Raw genomic sequence first — 18,495 nt, 5'->3', positions numbered from 1 at the left:
ATAAAAAAGTAACCAAACCAAACAACGACTGCTTGTTCATAAGTCTGAAATGTAGCACATCACAATGCCGGCCTGCTGACGGCTGTTAGCCGCATCGCGTTTAGGCCGTACCACCAACGGTCAGGCCGTCAATGCGCAAGGTGGGCTGGCCAACGCCTACCGGCACGCTTTGCCCCTCTTTGCCGCAAGTACCAACGCCGCTGTCCAGCGCCATGTCGTTGCCAATCATGCTCACGCGGGTGAGCGCATCTGGGCCGTTGCCCACCAACGTAGCGCCCTTGACCGGGTATTTGAGTTGGCCGTTTTCCACCCACCACGCCTGGCTGGCCGAGAACACAAACTTGCCAGAGGTGATGTCAACTTGACCGCCGCCAAAGTTGGTGGCGTACAAGCCTTTCTTGATAGAAGCAATGATTTCTTGTGGCGTGTGCTCACCATTGAGCATGTAGGTATTGGTCATGCGCGGCATGGGCACGTGGGCATAACTCTCGCGCCTGCCATTGCCTGTAGGTGCCACACCGCTTAGTCGCGCATTCATGCTGTCTTGTATGTAACCTCGCAAGATGCCGTCTTCAATCAGCACATTGCGCTGGCTGGTGTTGCCTTCGTCGTCTATGTTGAGTGAGCCGCGCCTGTCGGCAATGGTGCCGTCGTCCAGCACCGTCACGCCCTTGGCTGCCACGCGCTCGCCAATGCGCCCGGCAAAGGCGCTGGAGCCTTTGCGATTGAAGTCACCTTCCAGGCCGTGGCCTACGGCCTCGTGCAACAAGATACCAGGCCAGCCGCTGCCCAACACCACGGTCATTTCGCCAGCGGGTGCGGCTTGCGCGTCCAGGTTGGTAATGGCGTTGCCCACGGCGTCGCGCACATACTGCTGCACCAAAGCGTCATCAAACATATCCAGGCCCAAGCGCGCGCCGCCGCCGGCGCTGCCTACTTCGCGCCTGTCGCCTTGCTGCGCAATCACGGTCACAGACAAACGCGACAAGGGGCGCACGTCTGCCGCCATCACACCATCGGCTCTGGCCACCATCACCACATCAAACTCGCTGGCCAAGCTGGCCATGACTTGCACCACACGCTGGTCAGCGGCTTTGGCCAGACGCTCTACCTTTTCCAGCAACGCCACTTTGGCGGCGCTGTCCAAGCTTTGCGTGGGGTCTGTAGCAGCGTACAAACTACGCGCTGTGGCTATTTTTTTGGTGGGCACTTTGATGCGCTTGTCTTGGCCGTGGTTGGCAATGGTGCGCACCGTATGTGCGGCGTCACGCAAGGCCGTCCATGACAGGTCGTCGGAGTAGGCAAACGCGGTTTTTTCGCCGCTGATAGCGCGCACGCCCACGCCTTGATCAATAGAAAAGCTGCCGCTTTTCACAATACCCTCTTCCAGGCTCCAGCCCTCGGCGCGGGTGTATTGAAAGTACAGGTCAGCGTCGTCAACGCCTGCGCTAAGCATGTCGCCCAAGGCGCGGCGCACATGCGTCTCGGTCAGGCCATGCGGCTCTAGCAAGTATTGGTAGGCCGTTTGCAAACGGGCAATGGTGGGGTTTCGGCTGGTCATAGCCGTATTGTAGAAACTAATAAATGTCCGTGCGTCTCGGGCGACTTGGCCCCACTATGAAGGCAACTGGTGCAAGGCCAGCATGGCGCTGTCGTCGCGCTCAACCCAGCCCATGTCCAGCGCCTGGGCAAACAGCGCAGCTGCCAAATGGCCCATGGCGGGCTGCAAGCCTGCGGCTTGAGCCATATCCATGGCCAGCCGGGTATCTTTGGCCAGCAGGCGCATATGGGCTTTGACGCTGTCGTCGCCGGCCAGCGCGCGACGCATGCGGTCTGAGCCTATCCAGTTGCCACCGCTTGAACGCTCAATCACATCCCAGGTGCGGTTGGCGTCCAGACCTACGGCCTGGGCCAGGTGTGTGGCCTGCGCACTGGCCACCAGGTTCATGCCCGCCAGCAAGTTGTTGACCAGCTTGGTCTTGGCCGCGTCACCAACGGTGCCGCCCAAGTCAAACACGGGCTCTAATACCTCTAAGGTGGGCCACCATGCTTGGCGCGTAGGACCAGACACCATCAGGCTCATGGTGCCTTGGGCAGCACGAACCGGACCGCCAGACATGGGCGCATCCAGCATGTGCAAGCCCATCGCTTGCAGCTTGTGGCCTATGGCTTGTACGTCGTTTGGCGACAAGGTGGGTGTCAGCAACACCGTATGGCCGGGCTTTAGATGTTGGGCTGCACCGGTTTGGGCCTCAAACAGGACTTCCTCGCACTGGCTGGCATCAACCACACACACCACCAACAGTGCACTCTGTGGCAGGGCTTTTGCCAGCGCAGCAGGTGTGTCAAACACCTGCGCACCCAGGGCGCTTGCTTGTGCCGTACGTTGGCCATCCACGTCGCATGCCAGTGCTGTGTGCCCACAATGGCGCCAGCGGGTGAGCATGCCCATGCCCATGTTGCCCACACCCACAAAGCCCATGGTCATGGTGTTGGCGTGCATGGCTTAGCTTTGTATCAAGCGTTTGGTGCGGGCAATGGCCATCAAAATACCCAAACCCATACCCAAGGTCACCATGGCCGTGCCGCCGTAGCTGATAAAGGGCAGTGGCACGCCCACCACGGGCAAGATACCGCTGACCATACCCATGTTGACAAAGCCATACACAAAGAAATTCAGGGTAATGGCGCCGGCCAACAAGCGCGCAAACAAGGTGGGCGCCTCAAGGGCAATCACCAGCCCCCTAAAGATCAGAAACACCAAACCCAGCACCAGCAACACCGTGCCCACCAGGCCAAACTCCTCGGCAAAAGCCGCGTAGATAAAGTCTGTGGTGCGCTCAGGAATAAACTCCAGGTGGGTTTGCGTGCCTTGCATAAAACCCTTGCCAAACACGCCGCCAGAGCCAATTGCAATCATGCCCTGAATGATGTGAAAGCCCCGGCCCAATGGGTCTTTGAACGGATCCAACAAAGTGCACACGCGCTGCTTTTGGTAGTCGTGCAGCACCACCCAATCCACGCCGGGCACGCACCAGCTGGGCTCCATGATGATGAGGGTCACAATGCCCACGCTGGCAATCAGCACAGGGGGCCAGATGAGCGTCCAGCTCAAGCCTGCAAAGTAAATGACAAACACGCCCGAGGCCAGCACCAACAGAGAGGTGCCCAAATCTGGCTGTGACACGATAAGGCCCACTGGTATCACCAAAATCAAACCGGCCACGAAAAAATCCAGGGAGCGCATTTGCCCCTCGCGCCGCTGGAACCACCACGCCAGCATCAGCGGCATGGCAATTTTGAGTATTTCACTGGGCTGTATCACCACACCCACGTTCAGCCAGCGCTGTGCGCCTTTTTTAGTCAGGCCAAACAACAAGACCGCAATGAGCAAGGCCACACCCACTGTGTACAGCGGCACCGCCACACTCATCAAACGTTGAGGCGAGACTTGCGCCACCAGAAACATCACCACCGCTGCAATCAGCATGTTGCGGGCATGGTCCATAAAGCGGGTGCCGTGGTCGTAGCCCACGGAGTACATGGTGGCCAAACCCGCACACGCCAACACCACCACGGCGAACACCAACGGGCCATCAAAGCCGGCAAACCAGGGGCTTAGGCGCGCAGACCACGTCGGCTTTTTAATAACAACAGGCATGGCCGCTATTATCGTCTGCGAAGCGGCGCATTGTGCGCCCAGCAACCACACACACATCATGAGCACCACGCACCTGTTGTACCTGCACGGCTTTCGGTCGTCGCCTCAATCCACCAAGGCCCGTTTGCTACACGACTGGTTGGGGCGACACTATCCCGCGGTGACCTGGCTGGCACCCTCTTTGCCGGCCTCGCCCAAGGAGGCCATGGCCCTCATAAGCGCACAGACTGCCCATTGGCCAGCCCATGCCAGCGCAGTCGTGGGCTCCAGTCTGGGCGGCTTTTACGCCAGTCATGTCGCCCGGCAACGCGCTTGGCCAAGCGTTGTCATCAACCCCGCAGTCGCTGCACACACCCACGGCCACAGACTGGTAGGCAACCACCCCATGTGGCACGACCCCAGCCAAACCATGGCATTTGTGCCCAGCTATGTAGACGAACTCGCCACCCTGGCGCTGGCCGCAGACCAAGTGCCCGCCAACACCATGGCCATTGTTGCCAAGGGCGACGAGGTTTTAGACTGGCACGACATGGCCGTCCACTACCAACACGCCCAGCTGCACCTGCTACCCAACGGTGACCACGGTCTGAGCGACTTTGAGCCCTGGCTTGAGCCCATTGCGGACTTTCTGCAGCTCAGCCGCTGAGCGGGCCAGATTAAGCCAGAGAAAGCCAGACAAACGCCTCACAACGGCATGGCCCTTGCGGCGCGGCCATCCAAGGCTCACATTTGCCGCCGCAGGCATGGGACAATCTGGGGATGTACTTATTATTTGAAGACGCTGGCAAGTTTTTGGCTGGCCGCATACTGTCTGAAACAGACGCCTCAGCCCAAGTGGAGCTGGCCTCAGGCAAGCGCCAAAAGGTTAAAGCGGCCAATGCGCTGATTCGCTTTGAGCAGCCCAGCCCTGCTGACTTACTCAGCGCGGCGGCCACTGGCGCACAAGACATAGACCTGGACCTGGCCTGGGAATGCGCAGGCGACCAAGAGTTTGGCTTTGCCGACATGGCGTCTGAGTACTTTGGCGAACAGCCCACCATCACGCAGCAAGCCAGCGCTTTGATGCGTTTGTTTGAGGCCCCACACTACTTCCGCCGCGCAGGCAAAGGCCGCTTCAAAAAGGCCAGCGCCGAAGTGCTACAGCAAGCACTGGCCGCCATCGAGAAAAAAGCCGCTGTGCAAGCCCAGGTAGAAGCTTGGACCACCGAACTGGCCAACGGCCAATGCCCTGAGCCCATTGCGCAACAGCTGTACAAAATACTGTTCAAGCCCGACAAAAACGCGCCTGAATACAAAGCCGTGGTGGCCGCTACCAAGCAAACCCAAATGGCGCCGCTGCATTTGTTGCAGCAAGCCGGGGCTATTCGCAGTGCGTTCGAGTTTCATTGGCAACGCTTCTTGTACGACCAGTTCCCCAAAGGCATTGGCTTCCCGGCGCTGGACGCGCCCAACATAGACACGGCCAAACTGCCACTGTCTGGCGCGCAAGCCTTCTCGATTGACGACTCCAACACCACTGAAATTGACGATGCCCTGTCTGTGCAAGGCCTGGGCAGCGGCACCGTTACGCTGGGCATTCATATTGCAGCGCCGGGCTTGGCCATTCAGCCCAACGACGCCATAGACACCGTTGCGCGCAACCGCATGTCCACCATGTACATGCCCGGTTTCAAGGTCACCATGCTGCCAGACCAGGTGGTGCAGCACTACACCTTGGCCGCAGGGCGAGACTGTCCGGCGTTGTCGCTGTACATCACCATTGACGAACATACCCTGGCCTTGGGTGAGACCCAAACCGTGTTGGAGCGCGTGCACATTGCCGACAACCTGCGCCACGACCAGCTGGGCGACGTGTTTGGCAGCGCGTTTTTTGACGCAGAAGAAGCGCCCTCAGATATGCCCAAGTGGGGCACAGAGCTGCGCTGGCTTAACCGCCTGGCCAAGCAGCTCAAAGCTGGGCGCGAGCTGGTACGCGGCAAGCCAGAGACCTTTAACCGCCCTGACTACAACTTTGCACTGGCAAAAGCGGACGACTCTTACGCGCTACCAACAGGCGATGAATTGGTCACCATCACCACGCGAGCGCGTGGCTCCAACCTGGATTTGGTGGTGGCAGAGGCCATGATTTTGGCCAACAGCACCTGGGGCCAATGGCTTGGCGCCTTGGGCGTGCCGGGCATTTACCGCAGCCAAGCCAGCATGGCACCGGGCGTAAAAGTGCGCATGGGCACCAAGATGGCACCACACGCCGGCATTGGCCTGCCGGCCTACGCCTGGAGCACTTCACCCCTGCGCCGTTACACCGACCTGGTCAACCAATGGCAACTTATTGCTTGCGCACAGCACGGCGCAACCGCTGCACTGGTGGCCCCCTTCAAGCCCAAAGCCGCAGAGTTGTTTGCCATCATCAGCAACTTTGAAGCCACTTACAGCGCCTACAACCAGTTTCAAAACGCCATGGAGCGTTACTGGACGCTGCGCCACCTTGAGCAACAAGGCATTACAGAACTAACAGCCCAGCTGTTTAAAGAAGGCTTGGTACGCGCTGACCACCTGCCGCTGGTAGTGCCCGTCATGGGCGCGCAAAACCTGCCGCGCGGCGCGCACGTGCGCGTCAAACTGGGCCAGGCCGACACCATGGCACTGGACATTGGCGGCACTGTTATTGAACATTTGGACGCTGATGCCGTGACCGACGACACACACTACAGCGACGATGACGACCAGGGCGAACCAGACGACAACGGCAGCCTCAAGCTGGCCTTGGACTTGGACGATGAGGCAGGCACTGCAGCTGAGGCGGCAGCCAAACCAGATGGCAACGGCTGAAGCTTTGCGTGCAGGTGACGCAGCGACGACGTCATCGCGTAGCCTGTACGTGGCCTTGCTGGTGTCTGTAGCTGCACACGCCAGCTTGCTGCTGGTGCAACGCGGCGCGCCCACTATTGAACGCGCGCCATTGGCCCACACCAACACACTGGACGTGGTGCTGGTCAACGCCCACAGCCAGGAGGCCCCCACGGCTGCGCAGGCCATTGCGCAAGTCAACCTGGACGGCGGCGGCCAAGCCCATGCGGGCGCCATTGCCTCGTCTGACCAAGCCCCCGCGCCCAACCCACGCCAGGGCACAGACAGTGTGGCCCAAGCGCAGCACAGCAGCGCCAAAGCGCAAGAGCTACAAGTGCTAACGGCCCTGAAAAACACAGTAGCCAACCAAGCTGTGCTGGCCTTGCCACCTTCATCGGACAGCGGCGAGCAAGCGGTCGACACAGACGCCCTGGCTCAGGCGCGCGACAAACGCTTACAGCTGCTGGAGCACATTGGCCGCATTGAGCAAGCCATACGCTTGGACAACGCAAGCCCCAAGCGCCAATTCATCAGCCCAGCAACACGCGCGGCCGTATACGCCATGTACTACGACCAGATGCGCCTGGTCATTGAAGCGCGTGGCACGCGCTACTTTCCCACACACAACGGCCAGCGCTTGTATGGCCAACTGGTCATGGCTATAACGGTAGACGCACAGGGCCGCGTGCAGTCCACACGCATACTGCAAGCCAGCGCCAGCGCCGCGCTCAACCAGCGCGCACAAGCCTTGGTGGCTGGCATGCGGTTTGCCGCGTTTGATGCAGACTTGGCGCGGAAAGCCTCAGAGCTGGTGGTCGTGACACAATTTGACTTTTTGCGCGACGCCACACTGACCACGCAACTGCTCTCGCCGGCCCGCCACACACCCCCCTCACCCACCGAATAAGCATGACCGCTGCGGCTGACTTCTACACCGTTATTGGCAACCCCATTGCACACAGCCGGTCCCCTTGGCTGCACCAGCAGTTTGCCGAGCAAACCCACCAAAGCCTGCGCTATGAGCGCAGCTTGTTGCCTACAGACGGCTTTAACAGCGGCCTGGCCCAGTTGCGCAGCCGCGGCTTGCTGGGCTGCAATGTCACCATGCCATTCAAGGCCGATGCTTTTGCACTGGCCCAATGGCACAGCCCTGCGGCCTTGCTGGCGCAAGCTTGCAACACCTTGTGGTGGGACGCAGGCGCACTAAAGGCCCACAACACAGACGGCGTTGGCCTGGTACGCGACATCACCACCAACGCCAACTATCAGTTGGCGGGCAAGCGCTTGCTCATAGTGGGTGCAGGTGGTGCCAGCGCTGGCATCCTGGGCCCACTGATCGAGGCCGGTTGTGGCGGCATACACATTGCCAACCGCAGCCAGAGCAAGGCCTTGACCTTGGTGCAACGCCACCAAGCCCTGACCAACACGCACGCCTGCGCATTAAGCGCAGGCAGCCTGGACGCGCTGAATGCACAAAGCGACATGCCCGCGTTTGATGTCGTGATCAACGCCAGTGCTGCCAGCTTGGGCGGTCAGCGCATTGTGCTGCCACCTTGTTGCATGGGCGCGCACACGTTGGCCATAGACCTGGCCTACGGGCCAGCAAGCCGCGTGTTTTTAGATTGGGCGGCAAGCCGTGGTGCTGCCACCCGGGACGGCTTGGGCATGCTGGTAGAACAAGCCGCCGCCTCTTTTGCCATATGGCGCGGCGTGCAGCCCGACACCGCCCATGTGTTGCAGCGCTTGCGCGTCATTGTTGACACGCCCAGCGTCTAAACAATACAAAGCCATGGCCAAGCGCACCCGGAAAGCCCATACAACTCAACGCTCTGCGCTGTGGTCCTGGCTGGGCTGGCTGCTGTTTGCTGGCATGGCGTTGCAAGGCCTGGCCCTTGGGCGTATTGCGCTGATGGCTGTCGTTAACCCGCAGTCCACCACTTTGCAGCGCAGCGAAGCCTGGCGACTGATGGAGCAGCCCAACAACATGCGGTGGCAGCAAGTGTGGGTAGACGACCAAGCCATCAGCAACCATTTGCGCAAGGCCGTGGTCGCGTCAGAAGATGGAGAATTTTTTGAGCACAACGGCGTGGACTGGAGTGCCATAAAAGGCGCCTGGCAACGCAACAGCCGCGCCGAGCAACGCGCCAACAAAGACGCCAACAAGGGTAGCAACAAGGGTAGCAACAAAAAGGCGCCTGCCGTAGTGGGCGGCTCTACCATTACCCAACAACTCGCCAAAAACCTGCTGCTTTCCAAAGAGCGTACGTTTTTGCGAAAAGGCCAAGAGCTGCTGCTGACCTTTGGCTTGGAAGCCTTTTTAAGCAAACAACGCATACTCACCATTTACCTCAACAGCGTTGAATGGGGGGACGGCATATTTGGCGCAGAGGCAGCGGCCAGACATTACTTCAACAAGTCCGCCGCCACACTCAGTACGCGTGAAGCAGCCAAGCTGGCAGTGATGCTGCCCAATCCCAAGTTTTTCGAAGACAGGCCCAACTCGGGCTATTTGCGCGGGCGCACCAACACCATACAAGCGCGCATGGCGCACATACAACTGCCCAAGGAAGCACCATGACCCGCATCTTAGGCATTGACCCAGGCTTGCAATGCACAGGCTTTGGCGTGATAGACGCCCAGGGCCAGCACCTGGACTACGTGGCAAGCGGCACCATCAAAACCGGCGCGGCCAGCCAGCTGCTGCCAGTGCGCCTGAAAATGTTGTACCAAGGCATACGCGAAGTGGCCGCCACCTACCAACCAGACGTAGCGTCGTTAGAGATCGTGTTTGTCAACGTCAACCCCCAGGCCAGTCTGATGCTGGGCCAGGCCAGGGGCGCTTGCCTGACCTCGCTGGTGTCCGCCGATTTGGAGGTGGCCGAATACACCGCCTTGCAAATGAAAAAGGCCGTGGTCGGCCACGGCAAAGCCGCCAAACACCAGGTACAAGACATGGTGATGCGCCTACTCAAACTGCCACGCCTGCCCGGCCCAGACGCGGCCGACGCCTTGGGCTTGGCCATCATGCACGCCCAAGTGGCAAAAACCACGCAGGCCATCAACAAGGTCAGCGCCACCAACGCACGCAAGAGTGCGGCGTTCAAGGATGGGCGGCACTATTAAGCCAAGCGTGGCAAGCCGGCTGCACCGCTGCGCCTACGCATAGCCAGCATGGTTTGCCGCATTGCGTTGTGAGGCGCTGCTGCGTTTACTGTGCAGCATGCCCACGTTCATCTCTCCTGTGAGGCTGGACGCGTAAAAGCGCTCAATCATTTGCACCGATGTTCGCGCGTTGCGCGCCAGTGTGAGGGTGTCAATGCCTTGACCATACAACAGGCGGTACATGATGGCGGCGTGGCGCAGACTGTACAACGTGCGCTTGCGGCCCAGGTGGTCTATTGCCGACATGCCCGCTTCGCGCAACACCCACTTAAACCAAAACCCCAATATAGATAACGCATGCTGCCTGTCGCGCAGCTCTGGCAAAAACACATAATCGTCGGGTGCACCGCGGCCATTGGCCTGGGCGTGCGCCAGCGCTTGCTCAAACACACGCACAGCGGGGCGCATGGTCACAATAGGCCTGTCGTGGCGCTTGCTCTCGGGCAGGTTCAGGCGCAAATAGGTGTGCTCACCACGCACAATTTCTACGTGCTTGTTGCGCAGCTGGCGTATGTCTGATGGGCGCACAAAGCTGTTGACCATAAACGCAATCACCCACGCCATGTCTGGTGACAACTGCAGGTATTTGGTGGGCACCCAAAAGCGCTCACGCGCGCCACCTTCCTCCTTCACCAAAGGCGCAGGGCGCCTGTCTTTAGCCAAGCGTCTGGCGGTTTTAATGAGGCAACGGTATTCGGCCACGCTAAACATGGCACGTGGCTTGTTTTTAATATGCACCTTCGGAAAGTCGGGCATCTCCAACAGCAAACCCCTGCGCACCGCCATTTTGAGCAACTTGCGCACCACCACCATGTACTGCGAAATGGTGGTGGGAGACAGACCCGCCGCGCCAAGCCTGTCCACCACTTCGTCCAGCGTGTTGGCGTCCACCTCGTCTGGCCTCACTTTTTTAAGCACCGGCAATATGTTCAGATCAAGACGCTGACGCATGATGGCCACAGAGGCGTTGACCAACTCACCACGCGCCACCCGACGACGCTCAGCCGCGATCAGGTCATCGGCCAAGGCCTCAAAGTCTGCTTGCAGGTGAAACTGATCCAGTCCAGCCCTGCCCTTACCCCCGCCACCTCGCTGCTGTGCAAGCTGCTCACCGTGGCCGCGTTTTGGGGTACGGGTTTTAGCTGGTCTTTGTGCTTGTTCTTGTGCTTGTTTTTTTTCAGTGACATCCAGCGTCAGCACAGATGACGCACTCATAGTCGAGCTGGGCAGGGCGCTACCCGGCACACCCACCAAGCCACTCAACACCATGGCCTGCATAGCCTGAGGCGTCAACACATAAAACGCAGGCCGATTGTCTACCACCACCGCCACAGGCCCATCGCCAGACTGCGCCAGCACATGGCCAGGATTACTGGCAAGGTCTGCCATGGAGGTGATGAGGGTGGGGAGTATGGTGGTCATTTTTTTGGGGGTATACATTATTTCAACCAGGTACCACTTGCAACATGCCACTGCAGATGCTCTGGCTGCAGTGGCTGTTGCCGGTGTTGCTTCTGCTCAAGTAACAATGTCTGGCTCAGTAGCATTTGGCTACTCTGTATCTGACGATGCTTCAGGCTTCGGTACTGACGACGCATCCTTGAAGTTTGCTACTTCTGAAGACTTGGGCGGCGGCTTGAAGCTGTCTGCCTCTTTCGGTATCGATGGCATCATCGAAACCACAGACGGCACGACTTCACCAATGGCTAACGGCAACAACATCACCCTTGCTGGTGGTTTTGGTACCGTATCTATGAATACCGGTGTAGGTGGCGACGCAGTTGCGCTTGACCAAGTTATGTCTCTGGGTAACGGCACTGTTGGCTCTACCATTGGCTACACAGCACCAGCTTTCGGTCCAGTCACATTGAGCTTCACACGCAAGTCTGGCGATGCCGAATTGGGTAAAGGCGCTGGCGGTAGCAATGCTTCGATCAATATTTTCGCCGCTAAGTACGCTGCAGGTCCTGTGGCAGCTGGTATCAGCGCGTTGAGCTGGAACGACAGCACTTCCGCAGCTGATGCACGTACCGTTTTGACAGCTTCCTACGATCTGGGCGTTGCCAAAGTTGGTGTTTTCTACGGCAAGCAGTCTTACACCGCAGCTGGTACTGCTGACCTGAAGAACACAGCTATCCAAATCTCCGCACCAGTTGGTCCTTTTGCCGTGTCTTACGAGCGTGGTTCTGCTAAAGGCGGTCCAACAACCGGTACAGGCGCGATCGCTGCTGGTCAGACCAACAAAGGTAACAGCCTGACTGTTTCTTACGCTTTGAGCAAGCGTACAGCTTTGACAGCTAAGACTGAAAAGTGGGATACATCTGCAACTGCTACCAGCAAAGCTAGTTGTTGTTGTCTCACTCTTTCTAATTTAACGCTGGCATTAGCCAGTTGACGATTAGTTAGCAAAGCCCCTCGGTAGTGATACCGGGGGGCTTTTTGTTTGTGGGGTGTTGCGCGGTTATACATGCCGCAAGGCTAGCTGTTTCAGGTATTCAAGCGCTAGACGGCAAAAGTGTGATGAAAATTTGGCTTGTGGGTGTTTGGCTGCTAAAAAAGTAAACGCTGTGTCACTGGCGCTTATTGCAGTGCACGGTGGGGTTGGTTGTGACACGATTTGGTGCGGATGTTGGGAAAATCGCACAAAGTGGTTGAGTTGTATGTGAAATAAATATAAAGTACTCATTAATGGAATATTTCCTAATAATGAGTACTACATGAAGCAATTACATTTACGCCCGCGACAAGCAAAAGCCCCTAAGGCTTTTGGCCTTAGGGGCTTGCAATCTGGCTATCAGCTGGCTGATGTCGGCTTGACACCAGCCAGCGTCAAATTAGAAAGTGTGCATCAACTTGACACGTGTGGTCTTGGAGGCTGCATTGGTGCCAACTTTCACGCGCTGGTTTTGCACGTAAAAAGTGGTGCGCTTGCTCAAAGCGTAGCTCACGCCCAAGTCGGTACCCTTGTTGTCCAAACCAGTGGTGGTGTTCTTGTTGGTGCCGTAGTTCACGCCAAAAGTCCACGCGTCCATCGGCACAGCAACACCAACAAGGGTCTGCTTGTTGGTACCAGCACCCACGCTAGCCAGTCCATCGGTTGTTGCCTTAACCGTTTGGTAACCGTAACCAATGGTGGCCATGCCCAAGTCGTAAGAGGCGCTGACACGTGTGCGCTTCACCAAGGCTGCGCTGGTGCGGTCGAGCTTTGCGCTCAAAGCGCCAGCAGCGTACTCAGCACCGTAGGTGGTGCCAGGGTTGCTGCCTTCGCCAGTTTTGTTAGCGTCTGTGCGCTTCACGGTCAGCGTCAAACCGTTGCCAACTGGCAAGGCATAAGCAAGAACGTCCACGTTGGTTGCGCTGTCCAACACGGCTTTGTTTTGCGTTGCTGCAGTGACAGTACCGATCAATACAGGATTGTTGTCGTCCAAACCAATAACCGGTGCACCCGCGCCACCCAAGTCCAGTATGCCGTTAGCGGCTTCAACAGCGCCAATGGTCAAAGCACCAAAACCACCAGTGAGCGTCAAAGACGCGTCACGACCAGCAATGTCCGTACCACGACCGCGGCTTTGGATGTCCATTTTTGCAGCCATTTTCAAACCGCCGCCTAGGTCTTCAGTGGCAGCCAGTGTGAAGTTACCGTCGGTCACTTTCAAACCTTTGCTGGTGGTCACACCTGCAGGGTTAGAAGCTGTTTCCCAACCATAGGCAAGCTTGCCAGAGAGGGTTACTTGAGCAGAAGCAGCACCGGCGACAGCCACTGTAGCCAGAGCAATCAGAGTTTTTTTCATTGAGAGTTTCTCCAAAGTTGAAATAGGGGCTTGGGAATTGTTTCCCTCGCCAACCTCCAAGTAGGAAGTTGTGTGTATTCCACCAGATCATGAGACTGCTGGCAAAGGTTTTTAACAAAAAGCTTTGTTTTCGTTGTTTGAATGCCACAGGGTTTAAAAGCCAAATATCTGATTAATTGTCTAACCCATTGATTATTATTTGTTTTTATCCCAACACAAGGCCTCACCAAGGGCTTTAAGGGTAAACCCGATTTTGGCGAATTTGCCAGCTTTGGCGTTGCTGCCGCCGCAGCGTTTGGCCTGTTTTGCGGGGTATGTCGCCTTGATGGCGTCTTGGCACCACCGGGGCAACAGCTGGCACCTGGACAGCCAAAACCTGGAAGATAGGCGTTTTGTCACTGAGACACGCGGCGCAATGGTCAGATTGCTTTGTGCGTGTTTTTGGTGCGGGCGCTAAACGCCTGCTGTCTTTCAGCTAACCTAGCGCCTAAAGAGGTTGATTTTTATGACACACACCACCGACGCTTTTATCAAGGCCCTTGACAGCGGCTTGCGCACCTTGTTTGCCGCACCCCACGCCACACGCGCCGTGCGCGGCATGCCGCAAGATGTCACCCTCACCCCAACGCAGCAGCAACACAGCGCCGCCTTGATGCGGGTAAACCACGTGGGCGAGGTCTGCGCTCAGGGTTTGTATGCGTCTCAGGCGCTGGGCGCGCGCGTGTTTCATGGCGATGAGGCCTTGGCCAGGCACCTGGAGGCAGCCAGCGCTGAAGAAACCGACCACTTGGCCTGGACCTCGCAACGCTTGGCCGAGCTGCAAGCCCGCCCGTCCTTACTCAACCCACTGTGGTACGCGGGATCCTTTGCACTGGGCCTGGCTGCTGCGCGTCTTGGCAAGGGCGTGAGCTTGGGCTTTGTGGTGGAGACTGAACGGCAGGTAGAGGCGCACCTGGCCGAGCACATGCAGGCTTTAGACGCTGCGGACGTACGCTCACAGGCCATAGTGACGCACATGAAGGCGGATGAGGCCCAGCATGCTGCGCAGGCTCAGGCTGGTGCCACCGCTTTGCCCCAAGCGGTGCAACACGCCATGCGTGCGGCGGCCAAGGTGATGACAACGGTGGCACACCACATCTGAAAGGGCGCGGGCCAGGCTTTTGTTGACCGCTCACACGCTGAGCGGCGACGCACTTAGGGCTTGGCTTAGCTTAGCAACTGCGTGGCAAACAGAATGGCAAAGAACGCCAGCCCCGCAAACACCGTCCACTTCAGCACCATAAGGCCAAACCGTTTGTAGCCGGCGTTTGCTGTCAGGGCATACATCACAAAAGACAGCACACAGGTGCCCAGCAGGGCAAACATGATTAGGCGGGCAATGATCATGGCTGGTCGCTAAGCCTTTTGGTCACCAAGCCGGTGCAGTTTGCGCAAAGCCTGCGGGCGCGGCGCGCTCGTCAGCAAAGCTGGTTATTTCATACGCATCTGGCTGGGCCATCAGGGCGCGCAGCAGTTGGTTGTTCATGGCGTGGCCTGACCGGTAGGCGGTGTAGGCAGCCAGCAAAGGCTTGCCCACCACAAACAGGTCGCCCATGGCGTCTAGTATCTTGTGCTTCACAAACTCGTCGTTGTAGCGCAAGCCGTCGGCGTTGAGCACTTTGACGTCGTCCATCACGATGGCGTTGTCCAGGCCGCCGCCAAGCGCCAAACCATTAGCGCGCATCATTTCCACGTCGCGGGTAAAGCCAAAGGTGCGCGCACGGGCTATTTCTCGGGCGTATTGGCCGCTGCCCAGGTCAAACTCAACGCACTGGCCAGTGGCGTCTACGGCGGGGTGGGCAAACTCAATTTCAAACTTGAGTTTGTAGCCGTGGTAAGGCTCCAGCCTGGCCCATTTGACGTTTTTGCCGTCGCCTTCGCGGACTTCAACGGGCTTTGTGACGCGTATGAACTGTTTGGGCGCGTTTTGCACCACCACACCGGCGCTTTGCAGCAGGTACACAAACGAGGCGGCCGAGCCGTCCAATATGGGTACTTCTTCAGCAGTGATGTCTACATACACATTGTCAAGACCCAAGCCCGCCAGGGCAGACATCAGGTGCTCGATGGTGTGTACCTTGGCACCGTTGTTCTCAATGGTTGAGGCCAGTCGCGTGTCGGTTACGGCCAAAGCGTTCACCGGTATGTCCACCGGGGTGGGCAAGTCCACTCTTCTAAACACAATGCCGGTATTGGGCTGCGCCGGACGCAGGGTTAGCTCTACGCGCTCACCGCTGTGCAGACCAACGCCAGTGGCTTTGGTCAGTGTTTTGAGTGTGCGTTGAGCGAGCATAGGCAGCTATTGTATGAATGGGTGCAGGCAAAGCGCAGCTGCGCTTGCCATACACCTACTGGCAGACCAGCTTTGCTTAGTCGGCTTGCTTGCGCAGGAAGGCTGGGATTTCAAAGTCTTCCATGCCGCCAGATGACAAGGCGTTTACGCGCTCGCTGGCTTGCGTGCGGTTGTTGCGCCAAACGCTTGGCACGTTGCTTTGGGCACCGGCCAGCTTGTCGGCATAACCGCCGTTGGCGTTCACGTCCGTCACGGGCATGTTGTCGGTACCCGTGCGCAACACGGTCAGTGGTGTGCTTTGGCGCTTGGCACCGCTGCGGGCCAAGCCTGTTGCCACCACTGTGACGCGGATTTCATCACCCAGCTGGTCGTCGTAAGCCGTACCGTAAATCACGTGCGCATCGGGTGATGCGTAGGCGCGAATGGTTTCCATGGCCAGGCTGGATTCTTTCAACTTCAAAGAGCCCTTGGCCGCGCTGATCAGCACCAATACGCCACGTGCGCCGGACAAGTCTATGCCTTCCAGCAACGGGCAGGCAACCGCTTGCTCGGCGGCCAAACGGGCGCGGTCTGGGCCGCTGGCAACGGCCGTGCCCATCATGGCTTTGCCGGGCTCGCCCATGACTGTGCGCACGTCTTCAAAGTCAACGTTCACGTGGCCAGGCACGTTGATGATTTCAGCAATACCGCCTACTGCGTTTTTCAACACATCGTTGGCGTGGCCAAAGGCTTCTTCCTGCGTGATGTCGTCACCGTACACCTCTAGCAGCTTGTCGTTGAGCACCACTATGAGTGAGTCCACGTTGGCTTCCAATTCGGTCAGGCCGCTGTCGGCGTTGTTCATGCGCTTTTGACCTTCAAAGTCAAACGGCTTGGTGACCACGCCCACGGTCAGCACGCCCATTTCCTTGGCCACGCGCGCAATCACGGGGGCTGCGCCGGTGCCGGTGCCGCCGCCCATGCCAGCGGTAATAAACAACATGTGTGCGTCGCCAATGGCTTCGCGAATTTCTTCAATGGCCAACTCGGCAGCTTCGCAGCCTTTTTCTGGCTTGCTGCCAGCGCCCAAGCCGGTGCCGCCCAATTGGATGAGCTTGTGCGCTGCGCTTTGCGTGAGTGCTTGCGCGTCGGTGTTGGCGCACACAAACTCGACGCCGTTAACGCCAGTGGCAATCATGTGACCCACAGCGTTGCCGCCGCCGCCGCCCACACCAATTACCTTGATGCGCGTGCCTTGGTTGAATTCTTCGGTTTCAATCATTTCGATGGACATATAGTTCTCCTAGAGGGTCAATTCAAATTTCAAAAATGGGGGCCACACAGGGGTGTGGCTTTCTGGTCGGTCGGTGTCTGTGGCGTTTGTGTCTGCCACGTGTGCCGGGGTCTAGGCCCACATAGCTGCGCGGTGGCCCAGTGTGGTGTTTGTGTTGTATGTGCAGCATTGTTAAAACACCCCCATAAACCAGTCTTTGAGCCTGCCCAGTGCAGACTGCATGGATGTGGCTTTGCGCGCCACGGTGTGGCCACGCAGGCGCGCTTGCCTGGCCTCTTCCACCAAACCCATAACGGTGGCCGCGCGTGGGTGGGCCACCATGTCTGACATGGCACTGGCGTGCGTGGGAATGCCTCGACGCACTGGCTTTAAGAAAATGTCTTCGCCCAGCTCGACCATGCCTGGCATTACGGCTGAGCCACCGGCCAGCACAATGCCTGACGACAAGACTTCTTCAAAGCCAGAGTCGCGAATGACTTGCTGCACCAGCGAGAAAATTTCTTCCACGCGCGGCTCAATGACGCCGGCCAAGGCTTGGCGGCTAAGCATGCGGGGCGCGCGGTCGCCAAGGCCTGGTACTTCTACTTGTGCGTCTGGGTCGGCCAGCAGTTGCTTGGCGCAGCCGCTGAGTACCTTGATTTCTTCGGCGTCTTTGGTGGGCGTGCGCAGCGCCATGGCGATGTCGTTGGTGATGAGGTCGCCTGCTATGGGTATCACCGCCGTGTGGCGAATGGCGCCGCCAGAGAAAATGGCCACGTCTGTGGTGCCCGCGCCAATGTCTACCAAGGCCACGCCCAACTCTTGCTCGTCTTCGGTGAGCACGGCTTGGCTGGATGCCAGCGGGTTGAGCATGAGCTGGTCAACTTCCAGGCCGCAGCGACGCACACACTTGATGATGTTTTCTGCAGCGCTTTGTGCGCCGGTAACGATGTGTACTTTGGCCTCCAAGCGTATGCCGCTCATGCCAATGGGCTCTTTGACGTCCTGGCCGTCAATCACAAACTCTTGCGGCTCTACCAGCAACAATCGCTGATCAGTAGAGATGTTGATGGCGCGCGCAGTCTCTATCACGCGGGCCACGTCGGCGGCACTGACCTCTTTGTCTTTGACCGCCACCATGCCGCTGGAGTTGATGCCACGTATGTGGCTGCCGGTGATGCCGGTGAACACGCGGGTGATTTGGCAGTCGGCCATAAACTCGGCTTCTTTGAGTGCGGCCTGAATGCTTTGTACGGTGGCGTCTATGTTGACCACGACGCCACGCTTCAAGCCACTACTCTCGGACACGCCAAAGCCGGCCAGCTTGAGCTGCCCGCTGGTTTGCACCTCGGCGACCACCACCATGATTTTGGAGGTGCCTATATCCAAGCCGACTATGAGGTCTTTGTATTCCTTGGCCATGATGTTCTCTTTTGCAAAAATTCCGTTG

17 protein-coding genes are annotated in these 18,495 nt (G+C 58.3%); 8 read left to right on the top strand and 9 right to left on the bottom strand.

Features of this window, described 5'->3' with window-relative positions; genetic code table 11:
* Positions 1–100: 100 nt before the first annotated feature.
* The 3 genes from tldD to rodA are packed head-to-tail and all read right to left on the bottom strand — an operon-like array spanning position 101 to position 3,661.
* Positions 101–1,561 carry a metalloprotease TldD gene (gene tldD / locus LN050_10810; GenBank protein ID UFS56207.1) on the bottom strand — a complete coding sequence of 487 codons (1,461 nt, stop codon included), beginning with the start codon at positions 1,559–1,561 and terminating at the stop codon, positions 101–103.
* Between the two features lie 54 nt (positions 1,562–1,615).
* Positions 1,616–2,503, bottom strand: a complete 888-nt coding sequence (locus LN050_10805; GenBank protein ID UFS56206.1) for an NAD(P)-dependent oxidoreductase — start codon at positions 2,501–2,503, stop codon at positions 1,616–1,618.
* 3 nt (positions 2,504–2,506) lie between these two features.
* The gene (gene rodA, locus LN050_10800; protein UFS56205.1) at positions 2,507–3,661 is read right to left on the bottom strand and encodes a rod shape-determining protein RodA; all 1,155 of its coding nucleotides are present in this window, start codon (positions 3,659–3,661) and stop codon (positions 2,507–2,509) included.
* A gap of 58 nt (positions 3,662–3,719) precedes the next feature.
* On the opposite strand from rodA, the gene LN050_10795 reads away from it, so the two are divergent.
* The 6 genes from LN050_10795 (at position 3,720) to ruvC (ending at position 9,631) form a co-directional block, all read left to right on the top strand.
* Positions 3,720–4,307, top strand: coding sequence for an esterase (locus LN050_10795; GenBank protein UFS56204.1), 588 nt, complete (start codon positions 3,720–3,722; stop codon positions 4,305–4,307).
* A 113-nt stretch (positions 4,308–4,420) separates the two neighbouring features.
* Positions 4,421–6,490, top strand: coding sequence for an RNB domain-containing ribonuclease (locus LN050_10790; GenBank protein ID UFS56203.1), 2,070 nt, complete (start codon positions 4,421–4,423; stop codon positions 6,488–6,490).
* A complete protein-coding gene (locus LN050_10785) occupies positions 6,477–7,415 on the top strand; it encodes an energy transducer TonB (protein UFS56202.1) in 939 nt (312 codons plus the stop codon). Before LN050_10790 ends, LN050_10785 begins: the two co-directional genes overlap by 14 nt.
* Before the next feature lie 2 nt (positions 7,416–7,417).
* Positions 7,418–8,284, top strand: coding sequence for a shikimate dehydrogenase (gene aroE / locus LN050_10780; GenBank protein ID UFS56201.1), 867 nt, complete (start codon positions 7,418–7,420; stop codon positions 8,282–8,284).
* A 13-nt stretch (positions 8,285–8,297) separates the two neighbouring features.
* Positions 8,298–9,086 carry a transglycosylase domain-containing protein gene (locus LN050_10775; GenBank protein UFS56200.1) on the top strand — a complete coding sequence of 263 codons (789 nt, stop codon included), beginning with the start codon at positions 8,298–8,300 and terminating at the stop codon, positions 9,084–9,086.
* Positions 9,083–9,631, top strand: a complete 549-nt coding sequence (gene ruvC / locus LN050_10770) for a crossover junction endodeoxyribonuclease RuvC (GenBank protein ID UFS56199.1) — start codon at positions 9,083–9,085, stop codon at positions 9,629–9,631. The genes LN050_10775 and ruvC overlap by 4 nt, the downstream gene beginning before the upstream one ends.
* A gap of 33 nt (positions 9,632–9,664) precedes the next feature.
* Here the strand turns inward: ruvC and LN050_10765 are convergent, their stop codons facing one another.
* Positions 9,665–11,092 (bottom strand): hypothetical protein, encoded by a 1,428-nt coding sequence (locus tag LN050_10765; protein UFS56198.1) that lies wholly within the window; start codon positions 11,090–11,092, stop codon positions 9,665–9,667.
* Between LN050_10765 and LN050_10760 the strand changes: the two genes are divergently transcribed.
* Positions 11,082–12,065, top strand: a complete 984-nt coding sequence (locus tag LN050_10760) for a porin (protein UFS56197.1) — start codon at positions 11,082–11,084, stop codon at positions 12,063–12,065. The two genes, LN050_10765 and LN050_10760, sit on opposite strands and share 11 nt — an antisense overlap.
* 439 nt (positions 12,066–12,504) lie before the next feature.
* Here LN050_10760 and LN050_10755 read toward each other — a convergent pair whose 3' ends face one another.
* Positions 12,505–13,461: a porin gene (locus LN050_10755; GenBank protein UFS56196.1), complete on the bottom strand. Its 957-nt coding sequence runs from the start codon at positions 13,459–13,461 to the stop codon at positions 12,505–12,507.
* A 505-nt stretch (positions 13,462–13,966) separates the two neighbouring features.
* Here LN050_10755 and coq7 point away from each other — a divergent pair.
* Positions 13,967–14,602 carry a 2-polyprenyl-3-methyl-6-methoxy-1,4-benzoquinone monooxygenase gene (coq7, locus tag LN050_10750; protein UFS56195.1) on the top strand — a complete coding sequence of 212 codons (636 nt, stop codon included), beginning with the start codon at positions 13,967–13,969 and terminating at the stop codon, positions 14,600–14,602.
* Positions 14,603–14,667: 65 nt separating this feature from the next.
* On the opposite strand, the gene LN050_10745 is transcribed toward coq7, so the two are convergent.
* The 4 genes from LN050_10745 to ftsA form a co-directional block, all read right to left on the bottom strand.
* On the bottom strand, positions 14,668–14,847 hold the full coding sequence (locus LN050_10745) for a hypothetical protein (protein ID UFS56194.1): 180 nt from the start codon (positions 14,845–14,847) through the stop codon (positions 14,668–14,670).
* Between the two features lie 22 nt (positions 14,848–14,869).
* Positions 14,870–15,793, bottom strand: coding sequence for a UDP-3-O-acyl-N-acetylglucosamine deacetylase (gene lpxC, locus LN050_10740; GenBank protein UFS56193.1), 924 nt, complete (start codon positions 15,791–15,793; stop codon positions 14,870–14,872).
* A gap of 76 nt (positions 15,794–15,869) precedes the next feature.
* Positions 15,870–17,066, bottom strand: coding sequence for a cell division protein FtsZ (ftsZ, locus tag LN050_10735; GenBank protein UFS56192.1), 1,197 nt, complete (start codon positions 17,064–17,066; stop codon positions 15,870–15,872).
* Between the two features lie 171 nt (positions 17,067–17,237).
* Positions 17,238–18,467, bottom strand: a complete 1,230-nt coding sequence (gene ftsA / locus LN050_10730) for a cell division protein FtsA (GenBank protein UFS56191.1) — start codon at positions 18,465–18,467, stop codon at positions 17,238–17,240.
* Between the last annotated feature and the right edge of the window lie 28 nt (positions 18,468–18,495).

This window comes from Comamonadaceae bacterium M7527, assembly GCA_021044545.1.
GTDB lineage: Bacteria > Pseudomonadota > Gammaproteobacteria > Burkholderiales > Burkholderiaceae_C > RS62.
This window is presented reverse-complemented; position numbering and strand designations above follow the sequence as displayed.